The following is a 17706-nucleotide window of genomic DNA, read 5'->3' as shown; positions in this document are numbered from 1 at the left end:
TGATCACAAAGGTGTGCCGGGAAGTCTGGTCGGCGAGTGCTCAGTCCTGCCCACCGACCGGAGGTCCGACCGTGTCCGCGCCCGTCCCGCCGCACAAGAGCGCAGGCTCCCGCAAGATCCTGGGACGCCTCTCCCTCCCCGAACGGAACTTCGTCGCGGAGGCGCTGCGCACCGAGACGGTCGGCGGTGTCCTGCTCCTGATCGCCGCGGTCACCGCCCTGATCTGGGCCAACCTCCCCGCGATCCAGCACGGTTACGAGACGGTCGCCCACTTCCACCTCGGTCCCGAGGCCCTCGGCCTGGACCTGTCCGTGGCGCACTGGGCCGCCGACGGCCTGCTGGCCGTCTTCTTCTTCGTGGCCGGCATCGAGCTCAAGCGCGAACTCGTCGCCGGCGACCTGCGCGATCCGAGGGCCGCCGCGCTGCCCGTCGTCGCGGCCCTGTGCGGCATGCTCGTACCCGCCCTCGTCTACACGCTCACGGTCGGCATCGGCGGTGGTTCGGCGGCCGGCTGGGCCGTGCCCACGGCCACCGACATCGCCTTCGCGCTGGCCGTGCTCGCGGTCATCGGTACGTCCCTGCCGAGCGCCCTGCGCGCCTTCCTGCTGACCCTCGCGGTCGTGGACGACCTGTTCGCGATCCTGATCATCGCCGTCTTCTTCACCGACCGGCTGAACTTCGCCGCCCTCGCCGGCGCGGTGATCGGCCTTGTCGTCTTCTGGCTGCTGCTGCGCAAGGGTGTCCGCGGCTGGTACGTCTACGTTCCGCTCGCGCTCGTGATCTGGGCGCTCATGTACAACAGCGGTATCCACGCCACCATCGCGGGCGTCGCCATGGGCCTGATGCTGCGCTGCACCCGGCGCGACGACGAGCCGCACTCCCCCGGCGAGCACATCGAACACCTCGTACGACCGCTGTCCGCGGGCCTCGCCGTGCCGCTGTTCGCCCTGTTCAGCGCGGGTGTCCCGGTGTCCGGCGGGGCGCTGCGGGAGGTGTTCACCCAACCGGAGACGCTGGGCGTGGTGCTCGGGCTCGTGGTCGGCAAGACGGTCGGAATCTTCGGTGGCACCTGGCTCACCGCCCGGTTCACACGGGCCTCGCTCAGCGACGACCTGGAGTGGGCCGACGTCTTCGCGGTCGCCTCGCTGGCCGGCATCGGCTTCACCGTCTCGCTGCTGATCGGCGACCTCGCCTTCGGCGGCGACACCGCACTGACCGGAGAGGTGAAGGCCGCCGTCCTGACCGGCTCGGTGATCGCGGCCCTGCTGGCGAGCGTCCTGCTGAAGATACGGAACGCCAAGTACCGCCGGATGTGGGAGGACGAGGAGCGCGACGACGACCTCGACGGCATCCCCGACATCTACGAGGAGCACGACCCGGCGTACCACCTGCGGATGGCGGAGATCTACGAGCGCAAGGCCGCCGAGCACCGCCGGATCGCCGCCGAACGGGAGGCCGCCGCGCGCCACGAGCTTGCCGAAGTGCCGGGCGGGGCAGGCGAGGAGAACTCCGGTCCGGCATGATCTGACGAGACGGTACAAAACCGCGGGACCGGACGTAGACACACACAGCACGGAACCGTACGTACAAAGAGGGAGACCGCGATGAGCGCACCCGACGGCAGCCCGGTCGGCGCAGAACGCAGCATCGGCCAGCTGTTCGCCTCGGCGACCACCGAGATGTCGGCGCTGGTGCACGACGAGATCGCGCTGGCCAAGGCGCAGCTCAAGCAGGACGTCAAGCGCGGTGTCACGAGCGGCGGCGCGTTCACCGTGGCCGCGGTGGTGCTCCTGTTCTCCCTGCCGATGCTGAACTTCGCGCTGGCGTACGGCATCCGGACCTGGAGCGGCTGGAACCTCGCGATCTGCTTTGTGCTGTCGTTCGCGGCGAACGTACTGATCGCGCTGGTCCTCGCACTGGTCGGTGTGCTCTTCGCGAAGAAGGCCATGAAGAGCAAGGGCCCGCAGAAGGTCGCCGCGTCGGTGAAGGAGACCGCGGGCGTCCTCCAGAACGCGAAGCCGCACCCGCGGCCCGCGCTGCCGCAGGACCGTGCGCCCGAAGCCATCGAGGCTGTGGCACGCTCGTCGTCATGACGGACCCGGCAGCCACCCCTTCGGCGCAACCCGCTTCGGTCGTACGGATCGACCTCCCCGGCGGGCAGGCGGTGACACACCGCGACGTCGCCGCCAACGGCGCGCGCTTCCACATCGCCGAGCTCGGCGACGGTCCGCTGGTCATGCTCGTGCACGGCTTCCCGCAGTTCTGGTGGACCTGGCGCCACCAGCTGGTCGCGCTCGCCGACGCCGGTTTCCGGGCCGTCGCCATGGACCTGCGCGGCGTCGGCGGCAGCGACCGCACCCCGCGCGGCTACGACCCGGCCAACCTCGCCCTCGACATCACCGGCGTGATCCGCTCCCTCGGCGAGCCCGACGCCGCGCTCGTCGGCCACGACCTGGGCGGCTATCTGTCGTGGACGGCGGCGGTGATGCGCCCGAAGCTCGTACGCCGGCTCGCGGTCGCCTCGATGCCGCATCCCCGGCGCTGGCGCTCGGCGATGGTCTCCGACCGCAGGCAGTCGGCCGCGAGCTCCTACATCTGGGGGTTCCAGCGGCCCTGGATCCCCGAGCGGCAGCTCCTCGCCGACGACGGCGCGCTGGTGGGCCGGCTGATCCGGGACTGGTCGGGGCCGAAGCTGCCCGACGACGACGCGGTGGAGACGTACCGCCGCGCGATGCGCATCCCGTCCACGGCGCACTGCTCGATCGAGCCCTACCGCTGGATGGTCCGCTCGCTGGCCCGTCCCGACGGCATCCAGTTCAACCGGCGGATGAAGCGGCCGGTGCGGGTGCCGACGCTCCATCTGCACGGCTCGCTCGACCCCGTGATGCGCACGCGGAGCGCCGCCGGGTCCGGGGAGTACGTCGAAGCGCCGTACCGCTGGCGGCTGTTCGACGGGCTGGGGCACTTTCCGCACGAGGAGGACCCGGTGGCCTTCTCCACGGAGCTGGTGAACTGGCTGAAGGACCCCGAGCCGGACCGGTGAACCACGACGGTTTCGGTCGCGTGCCGGGGCACTCGCCATGGCGGTGACCGCCGTCGGCGATCGGCCGTACGGCCGAATCGCCGCGGACCCGCTCGGTAATCGCGCCACTGCGCCCGGTATCCGGATCTGAACGCCTGTACTACGACCGGCCACTTGCCCGGCGCATAGGCCGATTGGGGGGCTCCCGCGGGGTTATCGACCTTGGGGCAGGGGCAGACGTCCCGGTATGGGCTGGACGCACGACTACAGTGACGCCGCACGCGACCGCCGCTCGACCGGCGGTCCGAGTTCCCACCAGCGGAGTACGCCGCAACTACAGGGCACCGACCCGCGCGTGGGCATTCCCATCATCCTTCGCCGCCGGGCCCGCTGGGTCTCCGTACGATTGCGTCACCCGCGAGGCTGACGCACGCACCGTCAACGGTTTTCTTCACAGGGCACAGCTGTCGCTGTCCACCTGCTGGCTCGCGGAACGTCCCTTGGTGATGTCCTCGCGGATCTCGTCCACGGTGAGGGCGTAGCCGGTCTCGGCGTTGTCGAGGGACTTGGCGAAGACCACGCCGTAGACCTCGCCGTCCGGGGTGAGCAGCGGGCCGCCGGAGTTGCCCTGACGGACGATCGCGTACAGCGAGTACACGTCGCGGTGCACGGTGCCGCGGTGGTAGATGTCCGGGCCGTTGGCGGGGATCCGGCCGCGCACGCGGGCCGCGCGGACGTCGTACGCGCCGTTCTCCGGGAAGCCGGCCACGATCGCGCTGTCGCCGCTCCTGGCGTCCGTGGACGTGAACCGCAGTGCGGGCGCGTCCAGATCGGGGACGTCGAGCACGGCGATGTCGCGCTGCCAGTCGTAGAGCACCACCGTCGCGTCGTAGCGGCGGCCCTCGCCGCCTATCTGGACGGTGGGTTCGTCGACGCCGCCGACGACATGCGCGTTGGTCATCACACGGCGGTCGGAGAAGACGAAGCCGGTGCCCTCCAGGACCTTGCCGCAACTCTGCGCCGTACCCATCACCTTGACGATGGAGCGCTGGGCGCGGGTGGCGACCTCGCTCTTCGCGAGGGCCGGGTCGGGCGGCCGGACATCGGTGATCGGCTCGTTGGAGAACGGGCTGAAGACCTGCGGGAAGCCGTTCTGCGCGAGGACCGAGGAGAAGTCGGCGAACCAGGTGTCGGCCTGGTTGGGCAGCGCGCGCGAGACCCCGAGCAGGACCTTGGAGCCACGGACCTCCTTGCCCAAGGTGGGCAGGGTGGTGCCGGCGAGCGCGGAGCCGATCAGCCAGGCCACCAGGAGCATCGCGACGACGTTGACGAGGGCGCCGCCCGTCGCGTCCAGGGCGCGGGCCGGGGACCAGGTGATGTACCGGCGGAGCTTGTTGCCGAGGTGGGTGGTCAGGGCCTGTCCGATCGAGGCGCAGACGATCACCACCACCACGGCGACGACGGCCGCGGTGGTGCTCACCTCCGAGTTGTCGGTGAGCGCGTCCCAGATGACCGGCAGGGTGTAGACGGCGACGAGACCGCCCCCGAGGAAACCGATCACCGAGAGGATGCCGACGACGAACCCCTGGCGATAGCCCACGATCGCGAACCAGACGGCAGCGACCAGCAACAGGATGTCCAGCACATTCACCGTTTCAGGCCTCGCCTCGTCATTCTCCGCTCACACGCGCTCCGCCCCGGAAGTGACCTGGCGCACAACGGCATGCGGACAGAGCTTTCCCCGGCGGAACACAACACGGCGACCACCCTGTCACGACCGCCAGTCGAGCGGGACCTGCTTGTCGCGGTCCCATGGCAGCTCCCAGCCCGCGAAGTGCAGCAGCCGGTCGATGATCCCGGCCGTGAAACCCCAGACAAGGGCTGATTCGACCAGAAATGCCGCGCCTGTGTGGCCGCTGGGGTGGACGGCGGAGGCGCGGTTCGCGGGATCCGTGAGATCCGCCACGGGAACGGTGAAGACCCTGGCCGTCTCGTTCGGATCCACCACGCCGACCGGGCTGGGCCGGCGCCACCAGCCGACGACCGGGGTGACCACGAAGCTGCTCACCGGGATGTAGAGCCGGGGCAGCACTCCGAACAGCTGGACGCCGGACGGGTCGAGGCCGGTCTCCTCCTCGGCCTCGCGCAGCGCGGCGCGCAGCGGGCCGTCACCCTGCGGGTCCCCGTCCTCGGGGTCCAGGGCGCCGCCCGGGAAGGAGGGCTGACCGGCGTGCGAGCGCAGGGACGACGCCCGCTCCATCAGCAGCAGTTCGGGCCCGCGCGCGCCCTCGCCGAACAGGATCAGTACGGCCGACTGGCGGCCCGCGCCGTCCTCCGGCGGCAGGAATCGGCTCAGCTGCGGCGGCTCGACCGTGTCGATGGCGTGCGCCACCGGGTCCAGCCAGCCGGGCAGGCCGTCCCTGCTGAGCACGATCGACCCACCCTGCGTGTCACTCGCGCGCGTCATCATCACCCCCGTGTCCTGCCGTGCTCAACGCGCGGAGCCCCCGAGATCGTTCCTGCCGGGGCGTGGTGGGGTGCGCGGGCGCCGGGTGCGTGCCGGGGGCGTCGCGGGTCGGTCCGGTCATCCGGTCGCCCCCAGGGGTGGGGCCGGCCTGCCGCCCGCGTCCAGGTAGGACTGTGGCGGGTTCAGCCGCTGGCCGGGGAAGCCGCCCTTCTCGTACTTCAGCAGCTTCTTCGCCTTCTCCGGGTCCGTCTCGCCCTCGCCGTACGCCGGGCAGAGGGGGGCGATGGGGCAGGCGCCGCAGGCGGGCTTGCGGGCGTGGCAGATCCGGCGGCCGTGGAAGATCACGTGGTGCGAGAGCATCGTCCAGTCGCTCTTCGGGAACAGCTCGCCGACCGCCGCCTCGATCTTGTCCGGCTCCGTCGCGTCGGTCCACTGCCAGCGCCGCACCAGCCGCTGGAAGTGCGTGTCGACGGTGATGCCGGGCCGCCCGAACGCGTTCCCCAGGACCACGAACGCCGTTTTGCGGCCTACGCCGGGCAGCTTGACGAGGTCCTCCAGGCGGCCGGGGACCTCACCGCCGAAGTCCTCCACCAGGGCCTTCGACAGCCCTATCACCGACCTGGTCTTGGCCCGGAAGAAGCCGGTCGGGCGCAGGATCTCCTCGACCTCCTCGGGGTTGGCCGCGGCGAGGTCCTCGGGGGTGGGGTACTTCGCGAAGAGGGCGGGGGTCGTCTGGTTGACCCGCAGGTCCGTGGTCTGCGCGGACAGGACCGTGGCGAGGATCAGCTGGTAGGGATTCTCGAAGTCCAACTCCGGGTGGGCGTACGGGTAGACGTCGGCGAGCTCGCGATTGATACGGCGGGCTCGCCGGACGAGGGCGGTATGGGACTCGACCTTTTTGGCGGGGGCGGCCTTCTTCGCGGGGGCGGCCTTCTTGGCGGGGGCGGCGTTCTTCGCGGGCGCGGCCTTCTTGGCGGGCGCCTTGGCCGGGGTCACCGCCTTGGCCGATGCACCAGAAGCCGTCTTCTTGGCTTTCGTCGCCTTCGCCGTCTTCGCCGTCTTCATCGCCTTCGCCGTCACTCGCTCCGCCGCCGTCCGCTTCACCGGCGCCGACGCTTTCCCGCCAGCGCGTTTCGCGCTTTTTGCTGCTTTCGTTCCACCGTCGGACCCCTGTTCGCCCACAGCGGAATCACGCCCTGCTACCACCCGTCCAGCCCCCTCGGCCTGCGCTCTCACCGGCGATTTGGACATCCGGCCAGCCTACGACCCGGCACTGACATCCGCCCCGGACCTCGAAGATCGGCGCCCAATTGGACCCCTGCCGCGTACCCCGGGACACCAGTGCGGCATCCTTGTGACAGATCACACTGTTTGGAAGGTCCGGCAAAATGGGGACCCAGCTCCCCTGGCACACGGGGGAGCAAGATCCCCTGAGCAGGTCGACAAGGAGAGAACTCGTGGACGACGTTCTGCGGCGCAATCCGCTCTTCGCGGCTCTTGACGACGAGCAGGCCGCGGAGCTGCGTGCCTCCATGAGCGAGGTGACCCTCGCGCGGGGCGACTCCCTGTTCCACGAGGGCGACCCCGGCGACCGCCTGTACGTGGTCACCGAGGGCAAGGTGAAGCTCCACCGCACCTCCCCCGACGGCCGCGAGAACATGCTCGCCGTCGTCGGCCCCGGAGAGCTGATCGGCGAGCTGTCGCTGTTCGACCCGGGCCCGCGCACGGCGACCGCCACCGCGCTGACCGAGGTCAAGATGCTCGGTCTCGGCCACGGCGACCTCCAGCCCTGGCTCAACGCACGTCCCGAGGTCGCCGCGGCCCTGCTGCGCGCGGTGGCCCGCCGGCTGCGCAAGACCAACGACGCCATGTCCGACCTGGTCTTCTCGGACGTCCCGGGCCGCGTCGCCCGCGCGCTGCTGGACCTCTCCCGCCGCTTCGGCGTGCAGTCCGAGGAGGGCATCCACGTCGTCCACGACCTCACGCAGGAGGAGCTGGCCCAGCTGGTCGGCGCGTCCCGCGAGACGGTCAACAAGGCCCTGGCCGACTTCGCCCAGCGCGGCTGGCTCCGCCTGGAGGCCCGCGCGGTGATCCTCCTGGACGTGGAACGCCTCGCCAAGCGCTCCCGCTGACCCGGGGCCTTGACCCCGAGGGGCACATCGCCCCAGAGGGCTCCCTCACGCGCGTACCGCACGCCTTCGGCCCGGTGGTCGCCGCGGCACGGGACCGCATCCCGGAGGTGTTCGGGGCACGGCTGAACGGCGCGTACCTCTACGGCTCGATCCCGCGCGGCACGGCACGCGTGGGCCGCAGCGACCTGGATCTGCTGGTCGTGCTGCGGGACGGGCCCACGGACAGCGACCGTGCCGATCGGCAGGCACTGGACGAGGCCCTCGACGAGGAGTTCCCGCAGATCGACGGCGCGGCCTCGCTGCTGGCCGGCCGTGCGCAGGTGCTGAGCGAGCCGGAGCGGTACGACCTCGGCTGGTTCGTCGCCTGTCTGTGCACGCCCCTGCTGGGCGAGGACCTCTCCGCGCACCTCCCGAGATACCGGCCCGACACGCTGCTGGCCCGCGAGACGAACGGCGACCTCGCTCTGCTGCTCCCCCGCTGGCGCGAGCGGATCGTCGCGGCCGGCGACTCCGAGGCGGCCCTGCGGCGCCTCGTCCGGTACATGTCCCGGCACCTCGTCCGCACCGGCTTCACGCTGGTCATGCCTCGCTGGAACGGCTGGACCAGCGATCTGCGCGAGATGGCCGGGGCCTTCGCCGGGTACTACCCCGCGCGCGGGGACGAGATGTGCGCCGCGGCGGCCCGCGGGCTGGACCCGGTCGGGGACGCTGCCGTGCTGCGGGCGTACGTCGACGATCTCGGGCCGTGGCTCGCGGGCGAGTACGCGCGCGTGCACGGCGTGAAAGCGCCCAGGCCCGCGTAGAGGGCGCCAGTCTCGCGCCCGTGACGAGGGCCGGCCCACCGGGGAGCATGCTCGCCCTCGTAGAGGGCGCCCCTCGTCAGATGAGCCCGTGTTCCTTGAGGTACTCCAGTTGGGCGCGGACCGAGAGTTCCGCGGCCGGCCACAGGGAGCGGTCCACGTCGGCGTAGACGTGGGCGACTACCTCGGGGGCCGTCAGGTGGCCGTTCTCGACCGCTGTCTCGATCTGGGCGAGCCGGTGGGCCCGGTGGGCCAGGTAGTACTCCACGGCGCCCTGGGCGTCCTCCAGGACGGGGCCGTGGCCCGGGAGGACCGTGTGGACGCCGTCGTCGACCGTGAGGGACCTCAGACGGCGAAGGGAGTCCAGATAGTCGCCCAGGCGGCCGTCGGGGTGCGCCACGACCGTCGTACCGCGGCCCAGGACCGTGTCGCCGGTGAGGACGGCCTGGTCGGCCGGCAGGTGGAAGCAGAGCGAGTCCGCGGTGTGGCCGGGCGTGGGCACGACCCGCAGCTCCAGGCCGCCGACGGTGACCACGTCCCCGGCGCCCAGTCCCTCGTCGCCGAGCCGCAGTGCCGGGTCCAGGGCCCGTACGGGGCTGCCGGTCAGCTCGGCGAAGCGGGCGGCGCCCTCGGAGTGGTCGGGGTGGCCGTGGGTCAGGAGGGTCAGCGCGACCCGCCGGCCGGCCTGTGCGGCGGTGTCGACGACATGCCGCAGGTGTACGTCGTCCAGCGGGCCCGGGTCGATCACGACCGCCAGGTCCGAGTCGGGCTCGGCGACGATCCAGGTGTTGGTGCCGTCCAGGGTCATCGCGGAGGGGTTGGGCGCGAGGACGTTGACGGCCCGCGCGGTGGCCGGTCCGGAGAGGACCCCGCCGCGCGGCTGGCCGGGAAGGGCGCTTGCGTCGGTCATGCGGGGGCTCCACCGGTCGGGATGTGCTTGGTGAACTCGTCGTGTCCGGGCCAGGCGAGCACGATCTCGCCGTCCTCCAGCCGGGCCTCGGCCAGTACCGGCGTCAGATCGCGGCCGGCCGCCGCGGCCAGCGCGTCGGCGGCGGTGCCGTACGGCGCCAGCTGGCGCAGGGTCGCGATGGTCGGCGGCATCATCAGCAGATCGCCCCTGTCGTAGCCGACGGCGGCCTCCGCGGGCGCGATCCACACTGTCCGGTCGGCCTCGGTGGAGGCGTTGCGGGTGCGCTGGCCCGCGGGCAGGGCCGCGACGAAGAACCAGGTGTCGTAGCGCCGGGGCTCGAACTCGGGTGTGATCCAGCGCGTCCAGGCGCCCAGCAGATCGGAGCGCAGCACCAGCCCGCGGCGGTCCAGGAACTCCGCGAAGGACTCCTCACGCGCGACGAGCGCCGCCCGGTCCGCCTCCCAGTCGTCGCCCGTGGTGTCCCCGACGACGGACTCCGGGTCCGGCCCGGCGAGCAGCACACCCGCCTCCTCGTACGTCTCCCGGACGGCCGCGCAGACGATCGCCTGGGCCCTGGTCTCGTCGACGCCGAGCCGGTCGGCCCACCACGCGCGCGTGGGGCCCGCCCAGCGGATCTGCTGGTCGTCGTCGCGCGGGTCGACGCCGCCGCCCGGATACGCGTACGCGCCCCCGGCGAAGGCCATGGAGGCGCGTCTGCGCAGCATGTGGACGGCGGGACCGACGGCGGTGTCCTTGAGGAGCATCACCGTGGCCGCCGACCGGGGAGCGACCGGGGTGAGCGTGCCGTCCGCGAGGGCGCGGATACGGTCGGGCCACTCCGGTGGGTACCACTGCCCGTTAGCCATGGGCGGAGGCTATCCCCTGGGGAGCGGATGTTCGAGAGACGACGATCACCCTCCGGGGCACCGGCGGACGCCCCGACAGCGGCGGACGCCCTCATGCCGGCGGCTGCCCGGATACCGACGCCGCTCAGGGATCGGCCGACGCTCGGGCACCGGCGGACGCACAGGCGCCGGCCATCCCTCAGGCGTCGGTCAGCTCCACCTGGATCTCGACCTCGACCGGTGAGTCCAGCGGCAGCACGGCCACCCCGACGGCACTGCGCGCGTGCACGCCCTTCTCGCCGAGGACCTCGCCGAGCAGCTCGCTGGCGCCGTTGAGTACGCCGGGCTGGCCGGTGAAGTCGGACGCGGAGGCGACGTATCCGACGACCTTCACCACGCGCGCGACGCGGTCCAGGTCGCCGGCGACGGACTTGACGGCGGCCAGGGCGTTCAGCGCGCAGGTGCGGGCCAGCTCCTTGGCCTCCTCCGCGGTGACCTCGGCGCCGACCTTGCCGGTGACCGGCAGCTTGCCGTCCACCATGGGCAGCTGGCCTGCGGTGTAGACGTACGGCCCGCTCCGCACGGCCGGCTGGTACGCGGCCAGCGGGGGCACGACCTGCGGCAGCGTCAGTCCCAGTTCGGCAAGGCGGGCTTCGACGGCGCTCACGCCTTCGCCCGCTTCAGGTAGGCGACGAGCTGCTCGGGGTTGGGCCCGGGCACGACCTGGACGAGCTCCCAGCCGTCCTCGCCCCAGGTGTCCAGAATCTGCTTCGTGGCGTGGACGAGCAGCGGCACGGTTGCGTATTCCCACTTGGTCATGGGGCGACTGTATCCGCTGCGGGAGGCGGGTCCCACGGCCGACCTCGGGCCCCACCCGGGCACGGTCCCGGGGCTGTTTGTCCACAGGCCTCGGGCCCTGTTTGTCCACAGGTTCGGACACTGGTTGTCCACAGCCTCCCGATTGGTTCGGGCGTGGACTGGTTACGCTCGAAGACGTGAGCAGGCTCCAGGTCGTCAGCGGCAAGGGCGGGACCGGAAAGACGACGGTCGCCGCCGCACTAGCGCTCGCCCTCGCCACGGAGGGGAAGCGGACGCTTCTCGTCGAGGTGGAGGGCAGGCAGGGCATCGCCCAACTCTTCGAGACGGAGGCGTTGCCCTACGAGGAGCGGAAGATCGCCGTCGCGAGAGGCGGCGGCGAGGTGTTCGCCCTCGCCATCGATCCCGAACTGGCCCTTCTGGACTACCTCCAGATGTTCTACAAACTGGGCGGTGCGGGCCGCGCCCTGAAGAAGCTCGGCGCGATCGACTTCGCCACCACCGTCGCCCCGGGCCTCAGGGACGTACTCCTGACCGGCAAGGCCTGCGAGGCGGTCCGGCGCAAGGACAAGAGCGGCCGGTTCGTGTACGACTACGTCGTCATGGACGCCCCGCCCACGGGCCGCATCACCCGCTTCCTCAACGTCAACGACGAGGTGGCCGGGCTCGCGAAGATCGGCCCGATACACAATCAGGCGCAGGCCGTGATGCGGGTGCTGAAGTCGCCGGAGACGGCCGTGCACCTGGTGACGCTGCTGGAGGAGATGCCGGTCCAGGAGACCGCCGACGGCATCGCCGAACTGCGCACCGCGCGGCTGCCCGTGGGCCGGGTCATCGTCAACATGGTCCGCCCCGAGCTGCTCGACCACACCGACCTCGACCTCGTACGGGCGACGGACCGGTCCGCCTTCGCGCAGTCCCTGTCGGCCGCGGGGCTGGGCGGCGCGCGGCGGGGGCAGAACGCCGAGCGGCTTGTGGACCCCCTGCTGGGGCAGGCGGAGGAGTACGCCGAGCGGTACGCGCTGGAGCACGAGCAGCGGGCGGTGCTGACCGATCTGGACCTGCCACTGCACGAACTGCCGCTGCTCGCCGAGGGCCTGGACCTGGCGGGCCTGTACGCACTGGCCTCCGAGCTGCGGAAGCAGGGGATCTCATGACTTCGGACCCGGCTGCCCACGGCCAGGACGGCACCCGCCGGATCTCGTCGGCGAACGTGCTGGACGTCGACCCGCTGCTCGACGACCCGGCCACCCGCATCGTGGTGTGCTGCGGTTCGGGCGGGGTCGGCAAGACGACCACGGCGGCGGCGCTGGGCCTGCGGGCCGCCGAGCGCGGCCGGAAGGTGGTGGTGCTCACCATCGACCCGGCGCGCCGGCTCGCCCAGTCGATGGGCATCGACTCGCTCGACAACACCCCGCGCCGGGTCAAGGGCGTGGACGGCGACGGCGAACTGCACGCGATGATGCTCGACATGAAGCGCACGTTCGACGAGATCGTCGAGGCGCACGCGGACCCCGGCCGGGCCGCCGCGATCCTGTCGAACCCCTTCTACCAGTCGCTCTCCGCGGGCTTCGCCGGCACGCAGGAGTACATGGCGATGGAGAAGCTGGGGCAGCTCCGCGCGCGGGACGACTGGGACCTGATCGTGGTCGACACCCCTCCGTCGCGTTCGGCGCTGGACTTCCTGGACGCGCCCAAGCGGCTCGGTTCGTTCCTCGACGGCAAGCTGATCCGGGTGCTGCTGGCGCCGGCGAAGGTCGGCGGCCGCGCGGGCATGAAGTTCCTGAACGTCGGGATGTCGATGATGACCGGCGCGCTGGGCAAGCTGCTCGGGGGTCAGCTGCTGAAGGACGTACAGACCTTCGTGGCGGCGATGGACTCGATGTTCGGCGGTTTCCGTACCCGCGCGGACGCCACGTACAAGCTGCTCCAGGCGCCCGGCACGGCGTTCCTGGTGGTGGCCGCGCCGGAGCGGGACGCGCTGCGGGAGGCCGCGTACTTCGTGGAGCGGCTAGCGGCGGAGGACATGCCGCTCGCCGGTCTGGTCCTCAACCGGGTCCACGGCAGCGGCGCCGACCGGCTGTCGGCCGAGCGGGCGCTCGCCGCCGCGGAAAATCTTGAGGAGCCCCGCATTGTGGATCAGGGGGGCGGGAAAGCTGGTCTTCGTAACTCTCCCGACACGTACGGCAGTTCAGCGCCCATCGGTTCCGAGGCCACCGCTCCCGAAGAAGGCTCCCCCGCCGCCCGGGACGACGCAGGCTCCCCCGCCACAGCGGACTCGAACCCCCCGGTGCGCACGGACTCCGGACCGGACCAGGCCGACCAGGCCGTACGCGACGCGGACACCCCAAACACCCCGGACGCCACCCACGACACAGCCGACACGGACGCCGGACCGACCCCGGCGACCGAACCGACCCCGCACGCCGCAGCCGAACCGGACCCCAGCGACTCGGACTCCGGTCACCCGGGCCGAGCGGACTCCGACGACAGCGAGGCCCGAGCGGTCGACCGACTCACCGCGAACCTGCTGAGACTGCATGCCGAACGTATGCGTCTGCTCTCCCGCGAGCAGCGCACACGTGACCGTTTCACGGCGCGCCACCCCGAGGTGGCGGTGGCCGAAGTGGCCGCGCTGCCCGGCGACGTACACGATCTCGCGGGACTGCGGGACATCGGTGACCGGCTCGCGGCCCATGCGGACCGGCCGGAGCCTGGGTGACGGCAAGGCGAGCGCGTCACGGAGGATGAGCGGGCCGAGGCCCCCGAAGCCGAGGCCCCCCGTAGGGGACCGTCGCAGGCCGAAGCCCCCCGAAGGGGACCGTCGCAGGCCGAAGCCCCCCGAAGGGGACCGGCCTCAGCTCACCGCCGCGTAGTGCTCGTACACCTCGTCGTCGTCGAGGGGCAGGATGCCGGCCCCCCGCTCGTATTCCGTGCGCGCGGTTTCCAGCAGCCGGCGCCAAGAGGTGACAGTGGGTCGCCTGCGCAACAGCGCGCGGCGCTCCCGCTCCGTCATTCCTCCCCACACGCCGAACTCGACGCGGTTGTCGAGCGCGTCGGCCAGACATTCCGTGCGTACCGGACATCCGGTGCACACCGCCTTGGCCCTGTTCTGCGCTGCTCCTTGAACGAACAGTTCATCCGGATCGGTAGTGCGGCAGGCCGCCTGCGCACTCCAGTCGGTTACCCAGCCCATACCGGCGCCGTCCTCTCCCGAATCGAGGCTCCCCCACGGCGGCAGCGGCATATTCACCGCCGCCAGTTGAGGACGTTACGGAAGGTGGGCACAGCGCAACACCCCCTTCGGGCCCAATCTTGAATGGCCCGAACGGACTATGCGTAAGCGGCAGATCACCCGGGGGAGTGAGGCTGCGACATGCGTGATCATCCCGGCAAAGCGGGACACTTGCGTTGAGTCACAACGGACGCCATGTGACACACAAGGCGGATTCGGACACGCCCCCAACAAAAAGTTGGGGAACTTCCGGAACGATTCGGGGTCGCCGGACGTATTGATACGTAGCCCTGCTGCTGTGACAGTTGAGAGCAGCTTAGGCCAAGGCATATACGCGTGTCCGGTGAATGAGAACGTAGGCTGCCCCCATGCCAAAGAACCGCTCGGGCGGTGGTCTGTCGCCGACGCAACAGGCCGCCAAGTTCCTCGGTGTCAGTGTGCTCGCAGGTGCCGTGATGGCCGGGATCGCGCTGCCCGCCGTAGGCGCGCTGGGTCTCGCCGCGAAGGGTTCGGTGGACAGCTTCGACGAGCTGCCGGCCAACCTGAAGACCCCGCCGCTGAGCCAGCGCACCACGATCCTCGACGCCGACGGCGGCCAGATCGCCACGGTCTACTCGCGCGACCGCACGGTGGTCGGCCTCAAGGACATCTCGCCGTACATGCAGAAGGCGATCGTCGCGATCGAGGACGCCCGCTTCTACCAGCACGGGGCGGTGGACCTCAAGGGCGTGCTGCGCGCGGTGAACGCCAACGCGCAGAGCGGCGGCGTAGCCGAGGGCGCGTCCACGCTCACCCAGCAGTACGTGAAGAACGTCTTCGTGGAGGAGGCCGGCGACGACCCGACGAAGGTCGCGCAGGCCACCCAGCAGACCCTCGGCCGGAAGATCAAGGAGCTGAAGTACGCGATCCAGGTCGAGGAGGAGCTGGGCAAAAAGAAGATCCTCGAGAACTACCTGAACATCACGTTCTTCGGCCAGCAGGCCTACGGCGTCGAGGCGGCCGCGCAGCGCTACTTCTCCAAGCCGGCGAAGGACCTGAACCTCCAGGAGTCGGCGCTGCTCGCCGGCATCGTCCAGTCGCCCAGCCGGTACGACCCGGTGAACGACGAGGCCGAGGCCACCAAGCGCCGCAACACCGTGCTCCAGCGCATGGCCGAGGTCGGTGACGTCTCGAAGGCCGAGGCCGACAAGGCGATGAAGGCACCGCTCGGCCTGAAGGTGAGCGAGCCGAAGAACGGCTGCATCACGGCCGTCAGCGGCGCCGGCTTCTTCTGCGACTACGTCCGCAACGTCTTCCTGAACGACCCGGTCTTCGGCAAGACCAAGGAGGCCCGGGCCAAGGTCTGGAACCAGGGCGGCCTGACGATCCGCACGACCCTGGAGCCGCAGGCGCAGGAGTCGGTGCAGGCGTCGCTTGAGGACCACGTCAACCAGTCCGACTCGGTCGCCGCGGCCACCACCCTGGTCGAGCCCGGCACCGGCAAGATCCTCGGCATGGGCCAGTCCAAGCCGTACGGCTACGGCAAGGACGAGACCGAGATCAACTACTCGGTCGACCACAGCATGGGCGGCTCGAACTTCGGCTTCCCGACCGGTTCGACGTTCAAGCCGTTCGTCGCCGCGGCCGCCCTGGAGGAGGGCAGGCCGCCCACGCAGGAGTACTCCTCGCCGTACGACATGGAGTACCCGAGCCCGATCCAGGCGTGCGACGGCAAGCAGTGGATCAACGAGGACGGCACCAGGGCCGAGAACGAGAACGAGTCGGAGGTCGGCCCGTACCGCCTCGAAGAGGCGATGGCGAAGTCGGTCAACACCTACTTCGTGCAGATGATCTCCGACATCGGGCTCTGCCCCGTGGTGGACATGACCGACGCGCTGCACGTGGTGCAGGGCGACAACAAGAAGCTGCCGCAGGGCCCCGCCATCGCGCTCGGCTCGCAGGGCATCTCCCCGCTGACCATGGCGAGCGCCTACGCCGCCTTCGCGTCCCGCGGGATGTACTGCACGCCGATCGCCATAGAGTCGATCACGCAGAAGCTCGGTGAGGAGCAGAAGTCGCTCCAGGTGCCGAAGTCCACGTGCTCGCGCGCGATGTCCGAGCAGACCGCGGACACGGTCAACACCCTGCTGCGCGGTGTGGTCGACTCCGGTACGGGTCAGGAGGCCGGTCTCAACGACCGGCAGAGCGCGGGCAAGACGGGTACGACGGACGAGCGCAAGAACGCGTGGTTCGTGGGCTACACCCCGAACCTGTCCGGTGCCGTCTGGGTCGGCAGTGCCAGCCAGAAGGTCCAGATGCGGAACATCACCATCGGCGGGGTCTACCACGACCTGGTCTTCGGTGGCCGGGTCCCCGGCCCGATCTGGCGGGACGCCATGACCGGCGCGCTGTCCGGCAAGGACGCGCCCCCGTTCAACATCATCGACATCCCCAACCCCCAGGAGCGCGACCGGGGCCGCGGTGACGAGGACGGCGGCGGCAACGGCGACGGGGACAACGGCGACGACGGGAACAACGCCGGCGGCGGTGACAACGGCGGCGTCATCGGCGGCCTGACCGACGGCGGCGTCACGGTCGGCGGCCAGGACAACGGCGGCACGAACGGCGGCGCCGAGCCCGACCCCACGTTCTCGATCCCCGAGGGCTGGATCCAGGGGAACGAGAACGGCGGCGGCAACGGGGACAACGGCGGGAACTGGCCGTAGGTCTAGGTCTAGGTCTAGGGCCAGGGCCTAGGGATGGGCTGGGCCTAGGAACGGACTGGGCCGAGGCCCAGGTATTTCCGGTACGAGGACGGGGGCGCCCCTTGGTTGGGGGCGCCCCCGTCCTCGTACGAACTCCTGGGCCGATGTTGCCGTTTCTCAGCCGGCGAGCAGCTTCTTGACCGTGGCGGCGACGCGGCCGCCTTCCGCCTGGCCGGCCACCTTCGGGTTCACGATCTTCATGACCGCGCCCATGGCCCGCGGCCCCTCCGCGCCGGCGGCCCTGGCCTCCTCGACGGCCTGGGCGACGATCTGCGTCAGCTCCTCGTCGGACATCTGCTTCGGCAGGTACCCGGCGAGCAGCTCGCCCTCCGCCTTCTCCCGCTCGGCCTGCTCGGGACGACCGCCCTGCGCGAACGCGTCGGCGGCCTCGCGGCGCTTCTTCGCCTCGCGGGTGATCACCTTGAGGACCTCGTCGTCGGAGAGCTCGCGCTTCTCCTTGCCCGCGACCTCCTCCTTGGTGATCGCGGTCAGGGTCAGCCGGAGCGTGGAGGAGCGGAGCTCGTTGCGCTCCCTGATCGCGGCGTTGAGGTCGTCCTGGAGCTTCGACTTGAGCGTGGTCATGGATTGATTGTCGCAGGTACGGGGGGTGGGGTGCCGGGGATTTGCGGGTGGGGTGGAGGTGGGGCCGACTGGGGGCGCGGGTACGGGGTGGTCCAGGCTCCGGGTGAGGCGCGTGCCCGGGGGGTGGGGAAGGTCCCGGGCAGGGGGCGGACA

Annotated in this window: 18 protein-coding genes; 9 read left to right on the top strand and 9 right to left on the bottom strand. The window is 71.0% G+C overall.

The features are described 5' to 3' along the window. Positions 1–71: 71 nt before the first annotated feature. The 4 genes from nhaA (at position 72) to ACIQAC_RS10915 (ending at position 3449) form a co-directional block, all read left to right on the top strand. Positions 72–1523 carry a Na+/H+ antiporter NhaA gene (nhaA, locus tag ACIQAC_RS10930; RefSeq protein WP_402189058.1) on the top strand — a complete coding sequence of 484 codons (1452 nt, stop codon included), beginning with the start codon at positions 72–74 and terminating at the stop codon, positions 1521–1523. 81 nt (positions 1524–1604) lie between these two features. Beyond that, entirely contained in the window at positions 1605–2093 is a 489-nt protein-coding gene (locus ACIQAC_RS10925) for a phage holin family protein (protein WP_402189056.1), read from the top strand. Continuing rightward, the gene (locus ACIQAC_RS10920; protein ID WP_402189054.1) at positions 2090–3043 is read left to right on the top strand and encodes an alpha/beta fold hydrolase; all 954 of its coding nucleotides are present in this window, start codon (positions 2090–2092) and stop codon (positions 3041–3043) included. The genes ACIQAC_RS10925 and ACIQAC_RS10920 overlap by 4 nt, the downstream gene beginning before the upstream one ends. 226 nt (positions 3044–3269) lie before the next feature. After that, the gene (locus ACIQAC_RS10915) at positions 3270–3449 is read left to right on the top strand and encodes a hypothetical protein (RefSeq protein WP_402189052.1); all 180 of its coding nucleotides are present in this window, start codon (positions 3270–3272) and stop codon (positions 3447–3449) included. 24 nt (positions 3450–3473) lie between these two features. On the opposite strand, the gene ACIQAC_RS10910 is transcribed toward ACIQAC_RS10915, so the two are convergent. The 3 genes from ACIQAC_RS10910 to nth all read right to left on the bottom strand — a co-directional run bounded on the left by ACIQAC_RS10910 (position 3474) and on the right by nth (position 6554). Continuing rightward, positions 3474–4673, bottom strand: coding sequence for a MarP family serine protease (locus tag ACIQAC_RS10910; protein WP_402189050.1), 1200 nt, complete (start codon positions 4671–4673; stop codon positions 3474–3476). A gap of 120 nt (positions 4674–4793) precedes the next feature. Continuing rightward, positions 4794–5489, bottom strand: coding sequence for an NUDIX hydrolase (locus tag ACIQAC_RS10905; RefSeq protein ID WP_402189318.1), 696 nt, complete (start codon positions 5487–5489; stop codon positions 4794–4796). 117 nt (positions 5490–5606) lie between these two features. Further along, a complete protein-coding gene (gene nth, locus ACIQAC_RS10900) occupies positions 5607–6554 on the bottom strand; it encodes an endonuclease III (RefSeq protein ID WP_402189316.1) in 948 nt (315 codons plus the stop codon). A 392-nt stretch (positions 6555–6946) separates the two neighbouring features. Here nth and ACIQAC_RS10895 point away from each other — a divergent pair, with 392 nt between their 5' ends. Then, positions 6947–7621, top strand: coding sequence for a Crp/Fnr family transcriptional regulator (locus ACIQAC_RS10895; protein WP_141311739.1), 675 nt, complete (start codon positions 6947–6949; stop codon positions 7619–7621). Continuing rightward, entirely contained in the window at positions 7618–8424 is an 807-nt protein-coding gene (locus tag ACIQAC_RS10890; RefSeq protein WP_402189315.1) for a nucleotidyltransferase domain-containing protein, read from the top strand. The genes ACIQAC_RS10895 and ACIQAC_RS10890 overlap by 4 nt, the downstream gene beginning before the upstream one ends. 76 nt (positions 8425–8500) lie before the next feature. Here the strand turns inward: ACIQAC_RS10890 and ACIQAC_RS10885 are convergent, their stop codons facing one another. From ACIQAC_RS10885 to ACIQAC_RS10870, 4 genes are all read right to left on the bottom strand, one after another. Then, positions 8501–9331: an MBL fold metallo-hydrolase gene (locus ACIQAC_RS10885; RefSeq protein ID WP_402189048.1), complete on the bottom strand. Its 831-nt coding sequence runs from the start codon at positions 9329–9331 to the stop codon at positions 8501–8503. Then, on the bottom strand, positions 9328–10197 hold the full coding sequence (locus ACIQAC_RS10880) for an NUDIX hydrolase (RefSeq protein ID WP_402189046.1): 870 nt from the start codon (positions 10195–10197) through the stop codon (positions 9328–9330). The genes ACIQAC_RS10885 and ACIQAC_RS10880 overlap by 4 nt, the downstream gene beginning before the upstream one ends. Before the next feature lie 178 nt (positions 10198–10375). Continuing rightward, a complete protein-coding gene (locus ACIQAC_RS10875) occupies positions 10376–10843 on the bottom strand; it encodes a RidA family protein (protein ID WP_402189044.1) in 468 nt (155 codons plus the stop codon). Further along, positions 10840–10995 carry a DUF4177 domain-containing protein gene (locus ACIQAC_RS10870; RefSeq protein WP_010350935.1) on the bottom strand — a complete coding sequence of 52 codons (156 nt, stop codon included), beginning with the start codon at positions 10993–10995 and terminating at the stop codon, positions 10840–10842. The genes ACIQAC_RS10875 and ACIQAC_RS10870 overlap by 4 nt, the downstream gene beginning before the upstream one ends. 176 nt (positions 10996–11171) lie before the next feature. Between ACIQAC_RS10870 and ACIQAC_RS10865 the strand changes: the two genes are divergently transcribed. Together ACIQAC_RS10865 and ACIQAC_RS10860 are read left to right on the top strand one after the other, a co-directional pair. After that, positions 11172–12149, top strand: coding sequence for an ArsA family ATPase (locus tag ACIQAC_RS10865; protein WP_402189042.1), 978 nt, complete (start codon positions 11172–11174; stop codon positions 12147–12149). Further along, positions 12146–13714, top strand: a complete 1569-nt coding sequence (locus ACIQAC_RS10860) for an ArsA-related P-loop ATPase (RefSeq protein WP_402189040.1) — start codon at positions 12146–12148, stop codon at positions 13712–13714. The genes ACIQAC_RS10865 and ACIQAC_RS10860 overlap by 4 nt, the downstream gene beginning before the upstream one ends. Positions 13715–13849: 135 nt before the next feature. On the opposite strand, the gene wblA is transcribed toward ACIQAC_RS10860, so the two are convergent. Then, positions 13850–14188, bottom strand: coding sequence for a transcriptional regulator WblA (gene wblA / locus ACIQAC_RS10855; protein WP_362433732.1), 339 nt, complete (start codon positions 14186–14188; stop codon positions 13850–13852). A 407-nt stretch (positions 14189–14595) separates the two neighbouring features. On the opposite strand from wblA, the gene ACIQAC_RS10850 reads away from it, so the two are divergent. Next, positions 14596–16932 carry a transglycosylase domain-containing protein gene (locus ACIQAC_RS10850; RefSeq protein WP_402189039.1) on the top strand — a complete coding sequence of 779 codons (2337 nt, stop codon included), beginning with the start codon at positions 14596–14598 and terminating at the stop codon, positions 16930–16932. A 156-nt stretch (positions 16933–17088) separates the two neighbouring features. On the opposite strand, the gene ACIQAC_RS10845 is transcribed toward ACIQAC_RS10850, so the two are convergent. Next, a complete protein-coding gene (locus ACIQAC_RS10845) occupies positions 17089–17553 on the bottom strand; it encodes a GatB/YqeY domain-containing protein (protein WP_402189037.1) in 465 nt (154 codons plus the stop codon). Positions 17554–17706 lie beyond the last annotated feature (153 nt).

It is taken from the genome of Streptomyces sp. NPDC088387 (assembly GCF_044753385.1).
Taxonomy (GTDB): domain Bacteria; phylum Actinomycetota; class Actinomycetes; order Streptomycetales; family Streptomycetaceae; genus Streptomyces.
The sequence above is the reverse complement of the archived record's forward strand: the minus strand, read 5'-3'. Positions and strand labels throughout refer to the sequence as shown.